This is a genomic window from Sciscionella marina DSM 45152, from assembly GCF_000379465.1.
GTDB lineage: Bacteria > Actinomycetota > Actinomycetes > Mycobacteriales > Pseudonocardiaceae > Sciscionella > Sciscionella marina.
In genome coordinates this window covers 219,594-239,575 of sequence record NZ_KB905381.1, presented here as the reverse complement: position 1 = coordinate 239,575, position 19,982 = coordinate 219,594, and the positions used below count along the sequence as shown (strand labels likewise).

At 68.0% G+C, this 19,982-nt stretch carries 20 protein-coding genes; 12 read left to right on the top strand and 8 right to left on the bottom strand.

Translation table 11 applies throughout. The features are described 5' to 3' along the window. Window positions 1-18 precede the first annotated feature (18 nt). The 4 genes from A37U_RS0107065 to A37U_RS42665 form a co-directional block, all read right to left on the bottom strand. Window positions 19-498 (bottom strand): (2Fe-2S)-binding protein, encoded by a 480-nt coding sequence (locus A37U_RS0107065; RefSeq protein ID WP_020495921.1) that lies wholly within the window; start codon window positions 496-498, stop codon window positions 19-21. Continuing rightward, complete coding sequence (locus tag A37U_RS0107060) at window positions 491-1,333, bottom strand: FAD binding domain-containing protein (protein WP_020495920.1); 843 nt, start codon at window positions 1,331-1,333, stop codon at window positions 491-493. The genes A37U_RS0107065 and A37U_RS0107060 overlap by 8 nt, the downstream gene beginning before the upstream one ends. Continuing rightward, entirely contained in the window at window positions 1,330-3,699 is a 2,370-nt protein-coding gene (locus tag A37U_RS42670) for a xanthine dehydrogenase family protein molybdopterin-binding subunit (RefSeq protein WP_020495919.1), read from the bottom strand. Before A37U_RS42670 ends, A37U_RS0107060 begins: the two co-directional genes overlap by 4 nt. Before the next feature lie 227 nt (window positions 3,700-3,926). Further along, a complete protein-coding gene (locus tag A37U_RS42665) occupies window positions 3,927-4,619 on the bottom strand; it encodes a GntR family transcriptional regulator (RefSeq protein WP_020495918.1) in 693 nt (230 codons plus the stop codon). A gap of 128 nt (window positions 4,620-4,747) precedes the next feature. On the opposite strand from A37U_RS42665, the gene A37U_RS48150 reads away from it, so the two are divergent. The 6 genes from A37U_RS48150 to A37U_RS51315 all read left to right on the top strand — a co-directional run bounded on the left by A37U_RS48150 (window position 4,748) and on the right by A37U_RS51315 (window position 9,229). Beyond that, complete coding sequence (locus A37U_RS48150) at window positions 4,748-5,749, top strand: LLM class flavin-dependent oxidoreductase (protein WP_020495917.1); 1,002 nt, start codon at window positions 4,748-4,750, stop codon at window positions 5,747-5,749. Window positions 5,750-5,761: 12 nt separating this feature from the next. After that, window positions 5,762-6,550 carry a carbon-nitrogen family hydrolase gene (locus tag A37U_RS0107040; protein ID WP_020495916.1) on the top strand — a complete coding sequence of 263 codons (789 nt, stop codon included), beginning with the start codon at window positions 5,762-5,764 and terminating at the stop codon, window positions 6,548-6,550. 5 nt (window positions 6,551-6,555) lie between these two features. Further along, window positions 6,556-7,239: a DUF2848 family protein gene (locus tag A37U_RS0107035; protein WP_020495915.1), complete on the top strand. Its 684-nt coding sequence runs from the start codon at window positions 6,556-6,558 to the stop codon at window positions 7,237-7,239. A 24-nt stretch (window positions 7,240-7,263) separates the two neighbouring features. Continuing rightward, window positions 7,264-7,617, top strand: a complete 354-nt coding sequence (locus A37U_RS0107030; protein WP_020495914.1) for a cupin domain-containing protein — start codon at window positions 7,264-7,266, stop codon at window positions 7,615-7,617. Window positions 7,618-7,701: 84 nt separating this feature from the next. Then, a complete protein-coding gene (locus A37U_RS42655) occupies window positions 7,702-9,069 on the top strand; it encodes an MFS transporter (RefSeq protein WP_063712759.1) in 1,368 nt (455 codons plus the stop codon). A 1-nt stretch (window position 9,070) separates the two neighbouring features. Then, a complete protein-coding gene (locus tag A37U_RS51315; RefSeq protein WP_020495912.1) occupies window positions 9,071-9,229 on the top strand; it encodes a hypothetical protein in 159 nt (52 codons plus the stop codon). 12 nt (window positions 9,230-9,241) lie between these two features. On the opposite strand, the gene A37U_RS0107015 is transcribed toward A37U_RS51315, so the two are convergent. Further along, window positions 9,242-9,853 (bottom strand): TetR/AcrR family transcriptional regulator, encoded by a 612-nt coding sequence (locus A37U_RS0107015; protein ID WP_240437507.1) that lies wholly within the window; start codon window positions 9,851-9,853, stop codon window positions 9,242-9,244. Between the two features lie 160 nt (window positions 9,854-10,013). On the opposite strand from A37U_RS0107015, the gene A37U_RS0107010 reads away from it, so the two are divergent. The 6 genes from A37U_RS0107010 (at window position 10,014) to A37U_RS0106985 (ending at window position 17,952) form a co-directional block, all read left to right on the top strand. Further along, complete coding sequence (locus A37U_RS0107010) at window positions 10,014-11,636, top strand: FAD-binding oxidoreductase (RefSeq protein ID WP_020495910.1); 1,623 nt, start codon at window positions 10,014-10,016, stop codon at window positions 11,634-11,636. Continuing rightward, complete coding sequence (locus tag A37U_RS0107005) at window positions 11,633-12,691, top strand: DUF6670 family protein (RefSeq protein ID WP_051111584.1); 1,059 nt, start codon at window positions 11,633-11,635, stop codon at window positions 12,689-12,691. The genes A37U_RS0107010 and A37U_RS0107005 overlap by 4 nt, the downstream gene beginning before the upstream one ends. A gap of 121 nt (window positions 12,692-12,812) precedes the next feature. Continuing rightward, window positions 12,813-13,406, top strand: a complete 594-nt coding sequence (locus tag A37U_RS0107000; RefSeq protein WP_020495908.1) for a glycoside hydrolase family 25 protein — start codon at window positions 12,813-12,815, stop codon at window positions 13,404-13,406. 59 nt (window positions 13,407-13,465) lie between these two features. After that, on the top strand, window positions 13,466-14,671 hold the full coding sequence (locus tag A37U_RS0106995; RefSeq protein WP_020495907.1) for a cytochrome P450: 1,206 nt from the start codon (window positions 13,466-13,468) through the stop codon (window positions 14,669-14,671). Window positions 14,672-14,774: 103 nt separating this feature from the next. Beyond that, a complete protein-coding gene (locus tag A37U_RS42650) occupies window positions 14,775-16,394 on the top strand; it encodes an amidohydrolase (protein WP_157182671.1) in 1,620 nt (539 codons plus the stop codon). Window positions 16,395-16,473: 79 nt separating this feature from the next. Next, a complete protein-coding gene (locus A37U_RS0106985) occupies window positions 16,474-17,952 on the top strand; it encodes a peptide MFS transporter (protein ID WP_020495905.1) in 1,479 nt (492 codons plus the stop codon). Between the two features lie 64 nt (window positions 17,953-18,016). On the opposite strand, the gene A37U_RS0106980 is transcribed toward A37U_RS0106985, so the two are convergent. The 3 genes from A37U_RS0106980 to A37U_RS0106970 are packed head-to-tail and all read right to left on the bottom strand — an operon-like array spanning window position 18,017 to window position 19,972. Continuing rightward, window positions 18,017-18,424, bottom strand: coding sequence for a Rieske (2Fe-2S) protein (locus tag A37U_RS0106980; protein ID WP_020495904.1), 408 nt, complete (start codon window positions 18,422-18,424; stop codon window positions 18,017-18,019). Further along, on the bottom strand, window positions 18,421-18,711 hold the full coding sequence (locus tag A37U_RS0106975) for a hypothetical protein (RefSeq protein WP_020495903.1): 291 nt from the start codon (window positions 18,709-18,711) through the stop codon (window positions 18,421-18,423). Before A37U_RS0106975 ends, A37U_RS0106980 begins: the two co-directional genes overlap by 4 nt. Before the next feature lies 1 nt (window position 18,712). After that, a complete protein-coding gene (locus tag A37U_RS0106970) occupies window positions 18,713-19,972 on the bottom strand; it encodes an amidohydrolase family protein (protein WP_157182670.1) in 1,260 nt (419 codons plus the stop codon). Between the last annotated feature and the right edge of the window lie 10 nt (window positions 19,973-19,982).

Below are 19,982 nucleotides of genomic sequence, written 5' to 3'. Positions count from 1 at the left end.
CCAGGCGGGGATACCCGTTCAGGACTCGGATTCGATGCCTTCGGCGATGGCGGACCGGACCGCGCGGATGATGCCGTTGTACCCGGTGCAGCGGCAGATGTTCCCGGACATCGCCATACAGGCCTCGTCCCTGGTGAGCACCTGCCTGCGGCGGGCGAGCTCGTAGCAGGAAAGGACCATGCCGGGAGTGCAGAATCCGCACTGCAGCGCGCCTTCCCGGGAGAACGCCGCACGAATCCGCTCGGCATCGGGGCCGTCGAGACCTTCGATCGTCACCACCTCGCTGCCCTGACAGGATGCCGCCAGGGTGAGACAGGCACGCACCGGCAGTTCGTCGAGGAGCACGGTGCAGGCCCCGCAGACACCTTGTTCACAGCCGAGATGGGTTCCGGTGAGACCGAAACTGTCCCGCAGCAGGTCGGCGAGGGTCGTGCGCGCGGGCACCGTGGCGGTGCGCGCCCGCCTGTTGACCGTGAGCTCCACGGTGATCTCAGACATGGACCTCGGCTCCTCGCACCGTCTCGCCTCGCGCCGTCTCGAGCGCACGCCGCACGGCCACCGCGTGCCGTTGCCGCTCGTACCCGCTGCTGCCGGTATCGGCCCCGATGGCCTCGGCGAGCTGCTCCAGCGCGATCGGCCCGATGGAGCCCGCGAGGACAGTCTCGGTCTCGGCGAGCCGGACGGGGACATCCCGGGCGGCGCCGAGCCAGATCTCGGTTTCCCCGGGCCGAACGAGGGTGATGGCCAGGGATTCGGCGAACTCGCCCGGTTTGCGGGCCATCTTGACCATGCCCCACCGGGTGCCCTCGCGCAGCCGCGGAACCTCGACGGCGGTGATCAGTTCGTCCTCGGCCAGCGCGGTGGTGAAGAACCCGAGCAGCAGTTCCCGCACCGGAATGCGCCGGTCCCCGCGGTTCGAGCGGACGTGGACCGCGGCGTCGAGGGCGGACAGGACGGTGGGCCATTCCGCGCTGGAATCGGAGTGCGCGAGGCTTCCGGCTATCGTGCCGCGATTGCGCACCGCCCGGTAACCGATCCCGGCCGCGGCATGGGGCAGCAAACCGCGGGCCGGATCGGGAACGAGTCCGTCCTCGATCATCATGTGCGTGGTGACCGCCCCGTAGCGGACACCGCTGTCGTCTTCCTCGAACCGGCGCAGGGCACGGATTCCGGTGATGTCGATCAGATGCGCGGGCGCGGCGAGCCGCATGTTCAGGATCGGCAGCAGGCTCTGTCCCCCGCCGAGCACCTTCGCCTCCTCCAGCTCGCCGAGCAGTCCCAGTGCCTCTTCGACGGAATCCGGTCGGTGATAAGCGAATTCGGCAGGCTTCATCCCGCGACACCCACCGTCCGCGGCTCGGCGGCCGCCTGCATGCTCGCCCACACTCGCCGCGGGGTCATCGGCGTCTCGCTGATCGATGCCCCGGTCTCGCGCAGGGCGTCGGTGATCGCGTTGCCGATCGCGGCAGGCGGGGCGATCGCGCCGCCCTCGCCCGCTCCCTTCATGCCGAACACCGTGTTCGGCGAGGGGGTTTCCAGGTGGCCGATCTTGATCTCCGGTACCTCGCACGCGCCGGGAAGCAGATAGTCCAGAAAACTGGTGGATTTCGGTTGCCCTTCCGGGTCGTATTCCAGTTCCTCCAGCAATGCGGTGCCGATGCCCTGGGCGATGCCGCCGATGATCTGCCCGTCCACCACCTGTGGGTTCACCACGGTGCCGCAGTCCTCGACGATCCCGTAGTCGAGCAGCCGCACATCCCCGGTGTCCAGATCGACATCCACGACCACGGCGTGGGTGGCGTAGGTGAACGCCCCGGTCTGCACCTCGGGCCGGTAGTAGTGGGTGACCTCGAGCCCGGGGGCGACACCGGGCACGTGGTCCGGGGTGAACAGGAATTCCTTGGCCAGCCGGGCAAAACCGATCGAGTTCGTCCTGCCGTGCACCGCTCCGTCCCGCAGCTCCAGTTCCCCGGCCGGTTCGCCGAGCAACACCGAACCGATCTCGAGGACCTTGTCGGCCAGCCGGCGGGCCGCGCCGAAGGTGGCACCACCGGCCATCACCATCGACCGCGAGGCGAAAGTGCCGTCGCCGCGCGGGGTCCGGTCGGTATCCCCGTGCACCACGGTGACCCGCTCGACATCCACGTCGAAGACCTCGCTGACCACCTGCGCCAGGGTGGTCTCCGAACTCTGTCCGTGGCTCTTGATCCCGACGGCGAGGGTGAACGTCCCGGTCGAATCCATGGCCAGGCGGGCACTTTCCGTGCCGATGGTGATCGCGAGGCCCCGGGAGGCCCATTCGATGCAGCCGTGCGCGGTCTGTTCGGTGAACGAGCCGTAGCCGATACCGATCCGGTGCCGGGCAGCACGCGGAATCGCCAGCTGGCGTTCCCGCCACTGCTCATGACCGATCAGCTCGGCGACCCGGCGGACCGCCTCGGCGTAATCCCCGCTGTCGTAGACCTTTCCGGCGACCGAACGGTACGGCATCTGCGCAGGCGCGACCATATTGCGCAGCCGCATGTCCTTCGGCTCGATCCCGAGTTCGTGGGCGAGATCGTCGATGGTGCGCTCGATGGCGAAACACGCACCCGGCCGCGCCACGCCGCGATAGGGACCGGACGGGGTCTTGTTGCTGGCCAGGCTCCGGGTCCGGAATCGGTAGTCGGCCAGGCGATAGGGTCCGGGGATCATCGCCGAGGACATCGTGGCGTCCATCGTCGCGGTCCACGGATGGACCGAGTAGGCGCCGCTGTTCACCAGGATCTCGGCATCCACCCCGAGCAGTTCACCGTCGGCCGCGGCATGCGCGGTGATCCGGTAGTGGTGATCGCGGGCCTGGGTGGAGGCGACCATGCCCTCCCAGCGATCCTCGATCCACCGGATCGGGTACTCGCACCGCATCGCGATCGCGGCCAGCGTGATCTCCTCCGGATAGACCGAACACTTGGCGCCGAACCCACCGCCCATGTCCGGCGCGATCACCCGGACCCGGCGCCCCTCGATACCGAGCTGCAGCGCGATCATGTCCCGGATCATGTGCGGGGTCTGGGTCGAGGACCACACGGTGAGCTGATCGGCCGAGCGGTCGTAGTGGGCCGCGACGCCCCGCGGTTCCAGGGGAACCACGGCTTGCCGATGCATCGTGTACTCGCGAGTGATCGACACGGCCGCCGCCCGCGCCGCCGCGTCCACATCGCCGACCGCGCCACCGGTGGTGGCGAAGACGTTGTCCGGCCAGTCCTCGTGCACCAAGGCCTTCGCCTCCAGCGCGTCGGAGAAATCGACGACCGCGGTCAACGGTTCGATATCGACGGCGATCCCGGCCACGAGATCCTCCGCCTCGGCCCGGGACGGCGCGATCGCCAGCGCGATCGGCTCCCCCACGTAACGCACCTTGTCCATGGCCAGATTCGGCAACGGCGCCTCGCGAAACCCATCCAGGGTCGAGGTCGCGGTCAACGGCTGAGCCAGCGGTGCGAGCTCGGTCGCGGTCCACACGCTTCCCGGTTCCGCGTCGGCGGGCGGCCGCACCGCCGACAACCGGCCGTGCGGCACCTCGCTGCGCAGGAAGGCCACCTCGCGCAGGCCCGGCAGGCGCAGATCCGCGAGGAACGAACCGTTTCCGGACAGGTGCCGGGCATCCTCACGGCGCGGGACACGGGCACCGATTCCGTGCCGCCGGTGAGCACTCCTCATCGAGACTCCTTCCCTGCCACGTGCCTGTCGTCCGCTCGACTGGTTCATCCTGGGAGCGGCGGGATGTGTGTGCGGGCCACGAGAACTCGGCCGCGGGCGGGCGAGTCTTCATCGAGGATAGGCCGGGATCACACCCCGGTGCCCGCGACAGCGGCCCGGCCGTATCCGATTCCCATCACACATCGAATATAGAATTCTATCTTCGGCCTGGCAAGAGGTCCGCTGATCTAGGTGGTCGATTCGAGGTATCGCAGCGCGCCGGACAGGCTCGCGTCCAGGTGCCGGTGCAGGACTTCGACCGCCCCGTCCGGATCATGGGCCTCGATACGCTCGACGAGCTGTTCGTGCTCACTGGCCGCGTCCGCCTGCCGCCGCCGGTTGGGCAGGCTGTTCATCACGTACCGCTCGCAGGTGTTCCAGAGCATGCACAGATGGCGCTGCAGCACACCGTCGCCCGCGGCGCGGAACAGCGCGAAGTGGAATTCGCGGTGCGCGTGCAGCATCTCGGCCGAGGTCTGTGGCACCTTGCGCTTGGCGAGCTCGCGCATCTGGGTGAGCCAGTAGCGCATGGCCCGCACGATCTCCTCGTCGCCGGATTCGGCGCAGCGGCGGGTCGCGATGGGTTCGATGGCGTGCAGGATCTCGAAGGTGTCCCGCAGATCGGTGACCCGGAGCTCGCGTACCACGGTGCCGCGTCGGGGCAGATTGTCCACCAGCGATTCGGCCTCCAGTTCGCGAACCGCCTCGCGCAACGGGACCCGGCTGACCCCCAGCTCATCGGCAAGCTCGTAGACGGGAACCTTCTGCCCGGGCCCCAGTTCGCCGAGCACGATGCGGTTACGGATCACCTCGGTCACGAAGTCCGTGGTGGTCCCCGGTGCCTTCGAGCCCGGAACCCCCGGAATTGCCTGCGTGGTCACCTCGTCGCGCCTCCTTGAGTCAGCGTACCGCCCACCCGCTCGAATCGGAGTCCCGGCCGCGAATCCGGTCGGCGGGGTTGTGTAGTAGATAGAATTCTATCTACAGTCTACCGCGGAGGTGGTCGACCATGGCGGTCAAGATCGGTATCTGGGTTCCCTCGTACGCATGGCAGCCGAGCACGGGCGAGGATCAGCACCGGCGGGTGCACCGGCTCAAGGAGTACATCCAGCGTTGTGAACAGCTCGGCTTCGACATCTGGGACATCGACCATCTGCTGACCGCGCCAGGCCTCTACGGCAATGCGTGGCTGGAACCGTTGTCGGTGCTGACCTATGCCTCGGCGCTCACCGAGCAGGCGATGCTGGGCACCGGGATCCTGGTGCTGCCGCTGCGCCATCCGGTGCTACTCGCCAAGGAGATCGCCACCATGGCGCAGCTGTCCAACGACCGCTACATCTTCGGTGTCGGCCCCGGCTGGGATCCGAAGGAGTTCGAATCGGTCGGCACGCACATCTCCGAACGCGGGCGGCGCACCGACGAGATCATCGCCGCGGTGCAGGAACTGCTCAGCAAGGAATCGGCGAGCTTCGACGGGGAGTTCTACTCGTTCCACGATGTGACGATCGAGCCACGGCCCGCTGAACTGCCCCAGATCTGGGTATCCGGCGGCAGCCGGGTACCGGATCCGAATTTCCATGACCGGGATTCGATGCCGACCTCGGTGCTGAACCGGATCGCGAAATCGGACGCCTGGCTCTCCCGCTGCTCCGGAACCCAGGACCGGTTGCTCCGCGATTGGCGCACGGTCGGCGATCATCTGGAATCCCTTGGCAAACCACGGGATTCCGTACGGTTCGCGCACTGCAACTTCATCCAGCTCAGCCCGGGGCAGACCCGCGAGCGGGCACTCGAACAGCAGCACGAGCACGCGGTGCGCGCGTTCGGCACCCACCGCAGCTACGAGCATCTGCAGGAGTGCTACCTGCTCGGCGATCTCGATCATCAGCTGGGCAGGCTGACCGAACTCGCCGAGCACGGCATGGATTACGTGGTGCTCGGCCCGCTCACCGATGATCTGGAACAGCTCGACATGATCGCCGAGCACATCCGGCCCGCGCTCGGCGACTGAGCGGACGAGACGATGCGCGCCGCGGCCATTCAGCTCTCGGTCACCGATGACCAGTCACCGTCCGCCCGCAGGGATGCCGTCGCCGAAGCCGTGCGCGCGGAAGCCCGGCGCGGGGCGGAACTGGTCGTGCTGCCGGAAATGTGGTTACCGGGTTTCTTCGGTTTCGACTCCTACGAAGCGCTGGCCGAACCACTGGACGGGCCTACCGCCCGACTGCTCGGCGAGCTGGCCGCGGAGTGCGGAATCCGTTGCTGTGCGGGCAGTATCGTGGAACGGGCTCCGGATGGCCTGTACAACACCGCGCTGCTGTTCGATCGGGACGGATCGCTCGCCGCCCGGTACCGCAAGATCCATCTCTTCGGATACGGCTCGCGGGAACGCACCCTGCTCACCCGCGGGTCCGAGGTGGTCACCTGCGAGCTCGGCGGCATCCGCTTCGGCATCTCCACCTGTTACGACCTGCGGTTCCCCGAGCTCTACCGGGCCGCGGTCGAGCAGGGCGCGGAGTGTTTCCTCGTCGTCGCGGCCTGGCCGTTCCCCCGGCTGGACGCGTGGCGCTGCCTCGCGCGCGCCCGGGCGATCGAGAACCAGGCCGGGCTGCTCGGCTGCAATACCGCGGGCCGCCAGGGAACCGGTGTCTTCGCGGGCAGTTCGCTCGCCTTCGACGCGTGGGGAACCCCGCTCGGCGAGCTCGACGACCGGCCGGGCGTGCTGCGCGTCGAGCTCGAACCGGAGCGGATTCGGGCCGCACGCCGGGAATTCACCGCGCTCGGCGACCGGGTGCTGGACAGGTTGGGATGACGAGAATGCACTACACGCTCGAGACGAAGAACGACCGGTGCGAAGTAACGCTCCGGCCCGGACTGTTGTTGCTGGCGGGATACACCGGACGAGACACCGCCGCCGTCGCCGCACACATCGAGGAACTCGCCGGACACGGCATCGCGCCGCCAGAGCGGGTGCCTTCGGTGTTCGCCGTCTCCGGAAACCGGCTGACCACGGCGGAACGGATCGAGGTCATCGGTGACCGGACCGCCGGTGAGGCCGAATTCGTGCTGTTCCAAGCGGACGGGGAGGTGCTGGTCGGTGTCGGCTCCGACCACACCGACCGGGAGCTCGAGGCGAACAACGTGGTGAAGGCGAAGCAGGCCTGCGAGAAACCGGTCGGCGCCACCCTGTGGCCGCTGTCCGAACTCGAGGGCCACTGGGACGAGTTGCTGCTGCGCGCGCAGGTGCGCACCGATCAGGGCTGGCGGTCCTATCAGGACGGTTCGGTGGCCGAGATGCTCGCGCCCAGGGCACTGCTCGCGGAGGTCGCCGGGAGGGTCGGTGAAACGGCGCCACACGCCGTCTTCTCCGGCACGATCCCGATCATCGGCGGCGAATTCGGCTACGGGAACGGGTTTCGCGTCACTCTCGAGGATCCGGTACTCGGCCGCTCACTGCACTGCGAGTACGGAATTCGTTCGCTGCCCGAATCGAGTCTGTGAGAAACCAAGAGAAAGGTAAGGCACATGCCGAAACCAGAGATGGAGTTCTGGGATCCGTTCCTCGCCGAGGAATCGAACTGGACCCCGATCGACGGGGTACCCGGGCTCGCGGAATTCGTGCTCGCCAAGGATGAGCAGACCGGCTCGGTCACCCGCCTGCTGCGGTTCGAACCCGGCTGCGACTCCGGCCCGATGGGCGTGCAGCGGCACGATTTCTGGGAAGAGGTGCTCATCTACTCCGGCGCGATCCACGACACCACGCTCGGCACCACGTTCAGCGCCGGCCAGTACGCCTGCCGCCCGCCCGGGATGGCGCACGGCCCGTGGCTCGCGCCGCAGGGATGTGTCACGTTCGAGGTCCGCACCTTCGAACGCTGACCGGCTCCCCGCACATCAAGGAAAGGAGGCATCCGCGGCAGCACGCTCGGCACCATCGATGACACACTGATAGGAGCTCCGATCATGGACCGGACCCAGCTCGGACAATCGGCTCCACCTGCCACGGACCAGCGATCGACGACGATGTCGCCCCAGGCCCGGCGCGCCACGCACGCCGCGTTCTTCGGCTTCGGCGTGGACTATTTCGACATCTACCTTCCCGTGGTGGCGCTCGCTCCCGCCATCCACTACTTCCAGCCCGCGGGCATCCCTGCCTCGGCGGAGACGACCCTGTTCTACCTGACCTTCGCCGCCACCCTGCTCGGCCGTCCCATCGGCTCGGTCGTCTTCGGCGGGATCAGCGACCGGATCGGGCGCCGCAAGGCCACCCTCATCGCGGTCGCCGGATTCACCGTGTGCACCCTGCTGATGGCCGCACTGCCCGGCTATGCGCAGTGGGGCTACGGTGGCATCGTCTGCCTGCTGGTGCTGCGCCTGGTCGGTGGTACCTTCATGGGCGGCGAGTACACCAGCGCCAACCCACTGGCACTGGAATCCTGCCCACCGGCGCGGCGCGGGATCGTCGGCGCCTACATCGGCGGCGCTTACCCCATCGGGTACATCGCCATTTCCGCGGTCACCCTGCCCTTGCTGAACTTCCTGCCCGGCGGGGACACCGGCTCCGCCTACCAGGCCTGGGGCTGGCGGATTCCCTTCCTGGTCGGCGGGCTGCTCGGGGTCGTGTTCTTCGTCTTCTTCTACCGCTCCATCCACGAATCCGAGCAGTGGCGATCCGTCGCGGTCCGGGAGCAGAGCGAGGCGAAGAAGGCACCGCTTCGCGAACTGCTGCGCGATCGCGGTATTCGCCGCAGGCTGATCCAGACGATGCTGCTGATGACCGGGCTGTGGTTCGCGGTCCAGTCCATCATCTCCCCCGCCTCCGGCCTGCTGATCAGTTATCTCGGCCAGGACGCCAATGCCGTGACCACGGCCCTGCTCCTCGCGAACATCGTGCTGTTCCTCGGTTACCTCGGTTTCGGGTACCTGGGACAGCGCTATGGGCGCAGGCGAATGCTGATCCTCTGCGGATGCGGGACCGTCGCCGTATCGGTACCGTCCTTCCTCGCGATGCTGCTCATCCTAGGCCATGGCGGGAGTTTCGCCCTCGCGATGGTGCTGTACACGGTCAGCCTCGTGGTGGCGATCTCGCCGTTCGGTATCGCCACCGTCTACCTGATCGAGGCATTCCCCACCAGGATCCGCGCTTCCGGTTACGGGGTCGCCTACAGCGTTTCGCTCGTCATTCCGTCCTTCTACAGCTTCTACATGCTCGGCCTGAGTTCGGTGATGCCGTACGTGTACACGCCCCTGGTGCTGATCGGAATCGGCGGAATCCTGACCGCGTTCGGCGCGAAGACCGGCTCAGCAGAGCGGGGTGAGTGCCGAACGTAGGGTGTCGGGCTGTTCAACGATCCTGGGCAGCCCGGCCGGATTCGGGGAGCACGCTGCTCGCCGCCCGGAACCACAGCGCGCCCGAATCGGCCCGGTGGCCATCGGCTTCTACGGCGGTGACCACCACGGCTACACCGACTACCCCACGCTCGACGGATAGGGGCCGGATCCCCTACAGGCCACGGATCGCGCCGAGCAGTCGCCGGGAACGGTCGATCATCTCGGTCGCCGACTGCTCGGGATGACGCAGCCACCAGTCCACGAGCGCGGTGACGGTGTGCATCCAGATCTGGGTCAGTGCGTCCAGATCCAGTGGATCCGTCAGTCCGTGCCCGGAGAACGAGGTACGGATACCGGTTGCGGCCTGCTCGGCAAGCCGCAACCGGTATCGCCGCGCGGTCCGGTGGGCCTCGCCGTCGTCCGGCAGTGAGCGGTCGTAGAGGACGGTCCAGTCGTGTGGCCGCGGTTCGAGCGCGGTGAACGCGGCGCGCAACACCGCCAGCGCGGCCTCGCCCGGTCGCCGGGTGGCCCGCATCGCCTCGTCGATCCCCGCGGTCAGCGCCGTTCCCGCCCGCTCGGCACAGGCGATGTACAGCCCTTCTTTGGAGCCGTAGTACCGGTAGATCAGCGGCTTGGAGATGCCCGCCGACCGGGCGACCTCGAGCACCGAGAGCCCGGCGAAACCACGCGCGGCGAATTCCACCGCGGCCGCGTCGAGGATCTCGCCCTCGCGCACCGCACGGGGCATCCCTTTGGAGCCACCGCGCATCGCCTTCGTCGCCACGCTGCCCCTCCCCTTCCGGCCGGGACCGCAGCCTACTCGGCCCACCGGGAGCACGGGGACCGCTACCGGAGTTGACCAATGGGTGACTCCGACCTATGTTACCCAAAAGTCAATTCGCCGGGATCCGTTCCGGGACACGAATGAGACCAGGTGGTGCGGCATGACTGAACGAGCCCGGCCCGCGCGACACCGTCGCTGGTGGGGATGGGGAACGGAGGAGGGCGCGGTCACCGGGGCCGAGCTGACCGGACTGGTCGACCGGGTGTCCGCGCTGTTCCCCGACGCCGATCTGAGTCCGCATCCGGCGCCACCGGTCGGCTCGTTCGCCGTACCGCCGAGCCGGATCCGGCCACCGGATTCGCTGGCCGGACTGCTCTCCGCGGACCCCGGGGACCGCCTGGCGCACAGCCACGGGCAGGCGTTCCGCGATGTGGTCCGGGCGCTGCTCGGACGTGTGGATCACGTGCCGGACCTCGTCGCGCATCCGCGCACTGAGTCCGACGTGAGCGCGATCCTCGACTGGTGCACCGATTCCGCGATCGGGGTCGTGCCGTTCGGCGGCGGCACCTCGGTGGTGGGCGGCGTGGAACCACGGTTCGCCGCCGCGTATCCCGGTGTGCTCAGCCTCGATCTGACCGGCATGGACCGGGTGCTCGAGGTCGATGCGACCAGCCGGGCCGCGCTCGTCCAGGCCGGGGCGCTCGGCCCGGCTCTGGAGGATCAGCTGCGCCCGCACGGCTTCACCCTGCGCTTCTTCCCGCAGTCCTTCGAGTTCTCCACGCTTGGTGGCTGGCTGGCCACCCGGGCGGGCGGGCACTTCGCCACCGGGCCGACGCACATCGACGAGCTGACCGAGTCGATGCGAGTGCTCACGCCCGCGGGACCGGTGGAATCCCTGCGGGTTCCGGCATCGGGGGCGGGACCCGCGCCGGACCGGTTGTTCCTGGGCTCGGAGGGCGCGCTCGGTGTCATCACCCGGGCCTGGATGCGGGTGCGACCGCGCCCGCGCTGGCGGGCGAGCGCGGCGGTCCACTTCGCCGATTTCGACCACGGTCTCGCGGCGGTGCGGGCGGTGGCCCAGTCGGACCTGGCTCCGGCCAACTGCCGGCTGCTGGACCCGGTCGAGGCGATGATCAACGCGGGCAGCACCGACGCGGTGCTCGTCCTCGGTTTCGAGTCCGCCGACCATCCGGTCACCCCGTGGATGCGGCGCGCACTCGAACTCTGCCGGGAGCACGGCGGCACCCTCCCGGAACCGGCGAACTACAGCGACAGCAAGGAGAATCCCGGATCCCGGACCGGGGCGGCGGGTACCTGGCGCTCCGCTTTCCTGCGCATGCCCTATCAGCGGGACGCGCTGGCCGCACGGGGCATGATCGTGGAGACGTTCGAGACGGCCTGCACCTGGGATCGCGTCGAGGCACTGCGGGATGCGGTGACCGCTGCCGCGCAGGAGGCGATGCGCACGGCCGGTGTCACCGGCGCGGTCACCTGCCGGCTCACCCACGTCTATCCCGACGGGCCCGCGCCCTACTTCGGTGTCTACGCCACCGGAACCTGGGGCCGCACCGTCGAACAGTGGGACGAGATCAAGACCGCGGTCACCGAGGCACTGCACACCCGCGGCGGCACCGTCACCCACCATCACGCGGTCGGCCGCGATCACCGCCGGTGGTACGACCGGCAACGCCCGGACCTGTTCGCGGCCGCACTCGCCGCCGCGAAGTCCACAGTGGACCCGGCTCGTGTCCTCAACCCCGGAATTCTGGTGGATCTCCCGTGAACCGTCCCTTATTGCACCGGCTCGCCCCAGTGGTGGTGGGCGCTCTCGGTATCGTCGACCGGCGGGTGCCGGAATCCACCCGCCCGTTCCGGCGGACCCGGTTGTTCCGCCCGCACACGCGTTCGCGCTTGTGGGGCTGGACGCACTACGGCGTCTTCCTTCCCGATCTTCCCGAACCCCACCGGTACCTCAACACGATGACGTTCATCGGTGCCACCGGGACCGTGTGCTTCGACAACGACCACCTTGCCGCCCGGGATGTCCGGGACACCGCAACGGTTTTGTCCGCCACCGCGCACGCTGACCAGCATCACTACCGCGCCTACGATTCGGGCACCGACTGCGCGTTCGGCGAGCGAACCGGGCACCTGGCCTGGGGCGAGAACCTGGCGATCGAGCTCGCCCTCCCGGCGGTCACCGTGCGCGGACGGTACGAACGGTTCGCGGTCGACCTCGAACTCACCACCGGGGACACCGTGGCGTGGTTCGTGCGCACCGCCGCCTACGACCACCTCAGCCTGCTGGCCAGCTACCGGGGCACCATCACCGATGCCGCGGGCGAACACGAGATCGGCGGGCTCGGCACGGTCGAATACGCCCGCTGCGTCTCGCCGCAGACCGCCTCGGCCACCCCGCTCGCCGAACACCGGAAACTGCCGGTCGACTTCTTCACCTACCAGATCGTGAACCTCGGCGCGGACACCCAGCTGCTGCTCACCGATGTCCGCGCCGCCGGGGCATCCGCCTGCCGGCTGGCCCAGCTGCGCACCCGCGACGGCCGGACCCAGGTCTTCGAGCAGACCCGGTGCACGGTTGCCGAATACCTGCCCGAGCCGTTGACCGACCCGATCGGCCGCACCATGCGCGCTCCCCGGCGCATGCGGTGGACCATCGGCCCCAGCAACGATCCCGTCATCGCCATCGAAGCCACGGTCGACTCGCCCTACCGGTTCGGCCACGGACGCGGCTATGTCGCCGCCTTCACCCACTACACCACCTGGTCCGGGCACACCAGCACCGGAACCGGCTACCTGGAATGGATCGACTGCACCTGACGGGAACGGATCGAGGTAGTGGCAATATCTCGGCCAGATATCGAGCCGGACAAATCGTACGATGGTCGCTGTCGGCGAACGACCTCCGCGGAGCATCATGGGATGGTCAAGGAGGACTCGCATGGACTATGGCATCGACGTCTCGCACTTCCAGACCATCAGTGATCCCAATGCCGTGCACGCCAACGGAATCTCGTTCGCGTGGTGCAAGGCTACCGAAGCGGCCGACTGGGCCGACGACACCTACGCACAGAAAACCGGGCAACTCTCCGGAGTCGGCATCCTCGTCGGCGGCTATCACTTCGCCCGGCCCGGTGAGGCTGCCGCCCAGGTCGACCATTTCCGGGCCGTCGCCGGAGACCAGCTCGCCGCACGGAACCTGCGCCCCATGCTGGACATGGAGGACGACGCCATGCGCGCCACCGCAAACGATTTCGTGAACGCCTTCTACGATCGGCTCGCCGTCCCGCTGGTCGTCTACGGCAATCTCGACTGGTGGCAAAGCACGACACTGAACCCGGCAGCATGGGGTGAGCGCGACATCCTCGGCATGATCGCCCGCTACAACGGCGATCCGGGCAACCCCGGCTGGACCTATCCGCGGCTCGCCGTGCACCAGCACAGTTCGGAAGGCCAAGTCCCCGGCATTCCCGGCCATGTCGACCGGGACGCGACCATCTCCGACCACACCCTCGCGGAGCTCACGCTCACCTGATACCGCGGTTGCCCCGCTCCGTATCCTGACCGGGGAGCCACGGCGGCGGAGGATACGGTATGGGGCGCACCGAGGTCGAAGCACTGTTGTTGGCGCGGCGCGGTCTCATCGCACCCTCGGCACGGCTCTCGGCGGCCCAGCAGCTCGGCCCGGTGACGCCGCTGACCTACGCCGACGGGCACCGGGGCTGGCTGATCACCGGGCGGGATGCGGCCCGCCGGGTGCTCGCCGATCCACGGTTCAGTGCCCGTGCGGAGTTGCGCCGTCACCCCACCGGCGCGCTCGGCGATGCCATGGGCCGCCCCGCCGCACCCGGTGGCTTCGGGATGATGGATCCGCCCGAGCACACCCGGTTACGGCGGCTGCTCACCGGCCAGTTCACCGTGCACCGGATGCGCACCCTGGCCCCGCGCATCGCGGAGTACGCCGCGAGCCTGCTGGACCGGATGCACGACTGCGGGCCGCCCGTGGATCTGGTGCGGCACTATGCCATCCCGATCCCGAGCCTGGTGATCTGCGATCTGCTCGGTGTCCCCTACGCCGACCGCGCCATGTTCGGCGAAGCGATCACGTCCTCGCTGGCCCTGCATGCCTCACCCGAGGAGCTCACCGCGGCGAAGACCCGGATCGCCGAATATCTCGCCGAACTCGTCGCCGACAAGAAAAAACAGCCGACCGACGACATTCTCGGCGGACTGATCGGCACCGGTGAGCTGACCGAGACCGAACTGGTCACCATCGCGCACGTGCTGCTCGCCGGGGGATTCGAGACCACGGCCAACATGATCGCGCTCGGCACCCTGGTGCTGCTGCGCAGCCCGGCCCAACTGGCCGCACTGCGTGCCGATACCGCGCTGGTGCCGGGCGCGGTCGAGGAACTGCTGCGGTACTGCTCCATCGCCGGGCTCACCCTCACCCGGGCCGCCACCGAGGACGTCGAGCTCGAGGGCAGCACCATCGAAGGCGGCCAGGTCGTCACGATCTCCGTGCTCGCGACCAACCACGATCCGCACGCCTACCCCGAGCCCGGCCGGCTCGAGCTGAACCGCAACACCGCGGGCCACCTCGCTTTCGGGCACGGCGTGCACCAGTGCCTCGGCCAGCAGCTGGCCCGCGCCGAACTGCACGTGGCCTATTCCGCGCTGTTCGGGCGGTTTCCCGGGCTCCGCCTTGCCGTCGACGAAGAACGGGTGCCATTGCGCACCGACATGCTCGTCTACGGCGTCCACGAACTCCCGGTCACCTGGACTCGGGCGGTGACCTGACGCGTCGACGGTTGCTAATAGTACTACTTTTCCGTAGCCTCGGGTTCGCTCAGCCTGGCCCCGTCCTCGGTGGGTTCAGCGGTGGAACGACCAAGAGGTGAAGATGCCGAACGTAACGCTGGTCAACTGCACGCTGCCCACGGCCGATTTCGCCGAGGGACAGTTCGTGCACGTGCGCGAGGGCCGGATCGCCGCCCGCGGAGCGATGCGGGACCTGCGCGCGAAAGTCGAGCAGCCGGGCGAGGAGATCGACGTGGCCGCAGCGGCGATACTGCCCGCGTTCGGTGATTCGCACGTGCACGTCGCCGAGTCCGGGATCGAGCTGCTGCGCTGCGATATGACCCGCGCTCGCACCCGCGAGGAGCTCTTCACGATCGTGGCGGACTACAGCCGAGGAATCGGCGCGGACGAGTGGGTGATCGGCCGTGGCTGGCAGTACTCGCTGTTCGCCGATGCCTGGCACGCCCTCGATGAGCTGGAGCGGTGTGTGGACGGCCGTCCCGCGTATCTGAACAATGCCAACGGGCATTGCGCGTGGGTCAGCGAACGTGCCCGCGCGATCGCGGGTATCGGCCCGGGCACCGTCGATCCGCCCGGTGGCAGGCTGGGCCGCAACGCCGATGGCAGCCCGAACGGAATGCTGTACGAGGACGCGATGGACCTCGCGGCCCGGGTGCTCCCACCGCTGACCGGTGACCAGCTGCGCGCCGGACTGCTGCGCGGCCAGCAGGAGATGCTCGCACTCGGGATCACCTCCTGGCAGGAGGCGATCGTCGGCGACTTCGTCCCTACGACCGATGTTTTCGCGCCATACCGGGAAACCGAGGCAGCGGGGCTGTTGCGCGGCCGGGTGACCGGATGCCTGTGGTGGCCGCGCTCGGGCGGGAACGTCGAGAAACTGGCGCGGCTGCGCGAACAGAGCGCCGATGGCGAACGATTCCGCTGCACCGCGATCAAGATCATGTACGACGGCTCGGTCGGCAGCGGCACCGCGCTCATCGAACCCGGCTACCTCGACACCACCGCGGGCAACGGCATCTCGTTCTTCGACCGCGAGGAGCTGGCCGAGGCGGTCCGCGCGCTCGACGCCGCGGGGTTCGATCTGCACTTTCACTCGTGTGGCAACCGATCCACCACCGAACTGCTGGGAATGATCGAACGGGCCATCATCGCCAACGGTCCGCGGGACCGGCGGCATCAGCTCGCCCATCTGTACTTCCTCACCGATGAACACATCGACGCCATGGCTCGGCTCGGTATCCTCGGCAACGTCCAGCCGTACTGGGCACAGGAAGTGGACCGTATCGGCGGTTCGGTACTACCCTCGGTGCCCGAACAGTTGCGGCCACTGATCTTCCGGTTCCGCTCGCTGGCCGAACGCGGGGTGCGGCTCGCGTTCGGCAGCGACTGGCCGGTGAGCGACCCGAACCCGTTACCCGCGCTACAGGGCGCGGTGGTGCGACGTCCCGGTCATGGGCAGGCGGACCCGCTCAACCCGGCGGAGCGGCTGCCGTTGCCGACGGCACTGGACGCGGCCACCCGCGGTTCCGCGTACGCGATGCGCCGCGAGGATGAGATCGGTTCGCTCGACATCGGGAAATGTGCCGATCTGGTCGTGCTCGACCGGCCGCTGCGACCGTCCCAGACCGACGGGTTCGACGAGGTGCGAGTGGACTACACCTTCGTCGACGGCGAAGCGGTGCATATCCGCGCGGGACGCTGAACGCGCCGAATTCGATTCGTGCCCGGGCCACTGGAGTACCCGGGAAATTTTTCCTGGACGCAAAGGAGCGAACAGCACAGTGACGGCAACCGATACCGAGCGGGAAACTCGGCAGCAGTACGGGTTTTTCGGGCACCCCTGGGGCCTGTCGAACCTGTTCGCCACGGAGTTCTGGGAACGTTTCTCCTACTTCGGCATGCGTGCGATTCTCGCGTATTACATGTACTACCAGGTCAGTTCCGGTGGTCTCGGGCTGTCCAGGGAACTCGCGACCGCGCTGGTCTCGGTGTACGGCGCGATGCTGTACATGACCAGCCCGATCGGCGCCTGGCTCGCCGACCGGGTTTTCGGGGCCCAGCGCGCGGTCGCGATCGGTGCACTGGTGATCATGTGCGGGCACATCGTGCTGTCCCTGCCCGGCGGCGGGGTCGGCACGTTGTACAGCGGGCTGATGCTGATCATTCTCGGCACCGGACTGCTCAAACCGAACGTTTCCCGGCTGGTCGGCAATCTCTACGGGGAGAAGGACACCCGCCGTGACGGCGGATTCCTGATCTTCTGGATGAGTGTCCATTTGGGAGCGTTCCTCGCTCCGCTGGTGGTCGGCGGGCTGCGCAGCGCGGGCGGATTCCATCTCGGCTTCGCGGCCGCCGCGGTCGGCATGGCCATCGGCGTGGTCTGGTACACGGTCAGCCGCAGGCTGCTCGCCGGAACGGGCAAGGCACCGGCGAATCCGATCACCCCGGAAGAGCGCGGCCGGATCGGGCGCGCCATTCTGCTCGGTTCACTGGTGCTGCTGGCCTACTTCGTCATCACCGGACTGTGCGGGGTGCTCTCGGTCGACCTGGTGATCTACACGATCTCGGCAGTGGGGATCGTCCTGCCGATCGTCTATTTCTGGGTGATCCTGCGCAGCAAGAAGGTCACCGAACTCGAACGGTCCCGGGTCTGGGCGCTCATCCCGATGTTCCTCGCCTCGATCTTCTTCGCGATGATCAATGACCAGAAACCCAGTATCGGCGCGGTTTACGCGGCGAGCCGCATCGACAGGAACGTGTTCGGGGTCTCGGTCAATCCGGAGTTCTTCCAGACCGTCGAGCCGATCACGGTACTCATCCTGGCGCCGATCTTCGCCTGGATGTGGACCAGGCTGGGCACTCGGCAGATCAGCACGCCGACCAAGATCGGGCTCGGCGTGATCATCGGCGGGATTTCGTTCCTGATGCTGATCATCCCCGCGGGCGAGGCCGGACTGGTCAGTCCCTGGTGGCTGATCGGCAGCTTCGCGGTCAGCGTGGTCGGCCAGCTGCTGGCCCAGCCGGTCGGCAACGCCGTGAGCACCCGGCTCGCCCCGGTCGCGTTCAGTTCGCAGATGGTCGGTCTGTGGCTGCTGAGCAATGCCGCGGCCGACGGAATCAACGGTGTCGTCACCCCGCTGTACAGTGTGGACACCGAGACCCCGTACTTCCTGATCATCGGTGGTGCCGCGGTCCTCGCCGGTATCGGACTGCTGCTGATGCGCCGCTGGGTACGCGTCAAGATGCGGGAGAACGAGTGATCCGCGGGGCCCGCCGCCCGCGGCGAGCCCCGGTCCCCGGCAGCTTCCCCGGCAGCGGAGGAGGTCACCGCCCCGGGAAACCCGGCTGGTCACCGCGGATCGTCACGATGACGTCATCGCCCTGCACCCGCACCGGAATCGGCCGCAGTCCGATCCCGGGAGCGGACGGGTGCCGTCCGGTGCCGATGTCGAACTCGAAGCCGTGCCAGGGACAGACGATGGTGCGATCGGACGGGTGGAAGGCGGGACCGCCGTTCTTGCGGTCCTCGCGCACCGTCTGCACGGTCCGCGGCATGATCTTGCCCTGGCACACCGGGCCGCCCTGGTGCGGGCACACGTTGTGCCAGGCGCGTACTTCACCGGCATGGAAGTAGATGCCGAGCTCCACCCCGTCCACCTCCACCACGAGGCGTTCGCGTTCCTCGAGGTCGGCCAGTCCGGCAACGACGATCTCGTGCTGTGCAGCGCTCATTCCGCCCTCCGGTACCAGATCGCCATATCGAACAGGTTCACATCCGCGGCGTCGAGCAACGCGGTCACCAGTACCACCGTCTCGGTCGCGGTCAGCGCGTCCTCGCGGATCGGCCAGGCGATCTTGCCCACCCGGTCGGTTTTCGCGGCGAACAGCCGGGCGGCCGCATACAACACCTCGGCGATCTGTTCGTCCGCGACCTCGGCTCCCGAATCGTGTTCGGTGATCTCGCGGGTCAGCTCGCCGAGGCGGGCGACGGTCTCGGTCAGGTCTGCGAAGGCGGTCATGTCACGAAATCCCGGGTCGGTCCTGGAGCACGCGCTGCGCGGCGGGCTTTCTGCGGTCGGTGGGCAGGTTGAACACGCGGGCCGCGTTGAGCCCGAGGATGTTGCGCTTGGCCTGTTCGGAAAGGAACGGCAGCCGCGTGATCGTCGACGGTGCGTCCCAGTCCCAGTGCGGCCAGTCCGAGGAGTAGAGCAGCTGTGTCTCGGCGCCGAACGCCTTCATCCCCGCTTCGAGCAGCTCCATGCTGGTGCGCTCCATCGGCTGGCTCGTATACCACATGTCCCGCATGTACTCGCTCGGCAACCGGGTCAGGCCCGGCGCCTCGCTCGGGCGCATCAGCACCTCGTGGTCGAGCCGCTGCATGAGGAACGGGATCCAGGCCAGCCCGCTTTCCACCCAGACCATCCTGAGCTTCGGGAACCGCTCCGGCATCGCGTTGATGATCCAGTTGGTCACGTGGATCTGGTTGTAGTGCGTGAACGACAGCGCGTGCATGGAGAGAAACCGGTTGAGCTGCGCGAAAGACGGATCGCCCCAGTGGTAGCCCGAGTGGAAGGCCAGCGGCTTGCCACTGTCCTCGATCAGCTTGTACAGCCTCGTGTACACATCGGAATGGACCGGGTTGTTGCGTGTCGAGCACACGGTGTACCCGATGATCCCGTCGTCACCGGCGTACCGCTCGACCAGTTCCTCGCAGGCTTCCGGGGTGTTGTACGGCAGGTACAACATGCCCTTGAGCCGATCGTCCTGCGGCAGCACGACTTCGGTGAGCCAGCGGTTGAACGCCCTGCCGAGCACCACCTCGATCTCGTCCTGCGGATGCATGCCGAGCAGGAGCATCGCGCTCGGGAACACCACCTGATAGTCGAGCCCCATCGCGTCCATCCCGCGCCGCGCCGCGCCGACGAAGGGATGTCCGGTTACCCCGTCCAGCGGTTCCTTGCGTCCCTGGTGCCCGATCCGGCCGCCGACGCTCTGCTGGGACATACCGGGCTGGATGTTCAGCAGCGCGTTGTTGCCGGCGAATTTGCCGAGCTGATCCATGCCGATATGACGCCACACATCGTTGTCGATGAGCTCGAGCACCTCGGCCCAGAAGTGGTCCTCCGAGACGTGCGCGTCGATGTCCACGATGAAGTAGTCGTCGTATTCCCGGTGCGCCTGCGCGGTCGCGTGGGCGAGGACGTCGCGGGTGTCGGTGCGTCCGCCGATCTCGGCGAGCTCCCGGATCCGCGGCCTTGCGGAGGGGTCTTGTTCTGGCACGGATTCCTCC

Coding starts and splice junctions, on each gene's coding strand:
- A37U_RS0107065 (WP_020495921.1), bottom strand. CDS start 498: ATGTCTGAGATCACCGTGGAGCTCACGGTCAACAGGCGGGCGCGCACC.
- A37U_RS0107060 (WP_020495920.1), bottom strand. CDS start 1,333: ATGAAGCCTGCCGAATTCGCTTATCACCGACCGGATTCCGTCGAAGAG.
- A37U_RS42670 (WP_020495919.1), bottom strand. CDS start 3,699: ATGAGGAGTGCTCACCGGCGGCACGGAATCGGTGCCCGTGTCCCGCGC.
- A37U_RS48150 (WP_020495917.1), top strand. CDS start 4,748: ATGGCGGTCAAGATCGGTATCTGGGTTCCCTCGTACGCATGGCAGCCG.
- A37U_RS0107040 (WP_020495916.1), top strand. CDS start 5,762: ATGCGCGCCGCGGCCATTCAGCTCTCGGTCACCGATGACCAGTCACCG.
- A37U_RS0107035 (WP_020495915.1), top strand. CDS start 6,556: ATGCACTACACGCTCGAGACGAAGAACGACCGGTGCGAAGTAACGCTC.
- A37U_RS0107030 (WP_020495914.1), top strand. CDS start 7,264: ATGCCGAAACCAGAGATGGAGTTCTGGGATCCGTTCCTCGCCGAGGAA.
- A37U_RS42655 (WP_063712759.1), top strand. CDS start 7,702: ATGGACCGGACCCAGCTCGGACAATCGGCTCCACCTGCCACGGACCAG.
- A37U_RS0107010 (WP_020495910.1), top strand. CDS start 10,014: ATGACTGAACGAGCCCGGCCCGCGCGACACCGTCGCTGGTGGGGATGG.
- A37U_RS0107000 (WP_020495908.1), top strand. CDS start 12,813: ATGGACTATGGCATCGACGTCTCGCACTTCCAGACCATCAGTGATCCC.
- A37U_RS0106995 (WP_020495907.1), top strand. CDS start 13,466: ATGGGGCGCACCGAGGTCGAAGCACTGTTGTTGGCGCGGCGCGGTCTC.
- A37U_RS42650 (WP_157182671.1), top strand. CDS start 14,775: ATGCCGAACGTAACGCTGGTCAACTGCACGCTGCCCACGGCCGATTTC.
- A37U_RS0106980 (WP_020495904.1), bottom strand. CDS start 18,424: ATGAGCGCTGCACAGCACGAGATCGTCGTTGCCGGACTGGCCGACCTC.
- A37U_RS0106975 (WP_020495903.1), bottom strand. CDS start 18,711: ATGACCGCCTTCGCAGACCTGACCGAGACCGTCGCCCGCCTCGGCGAG.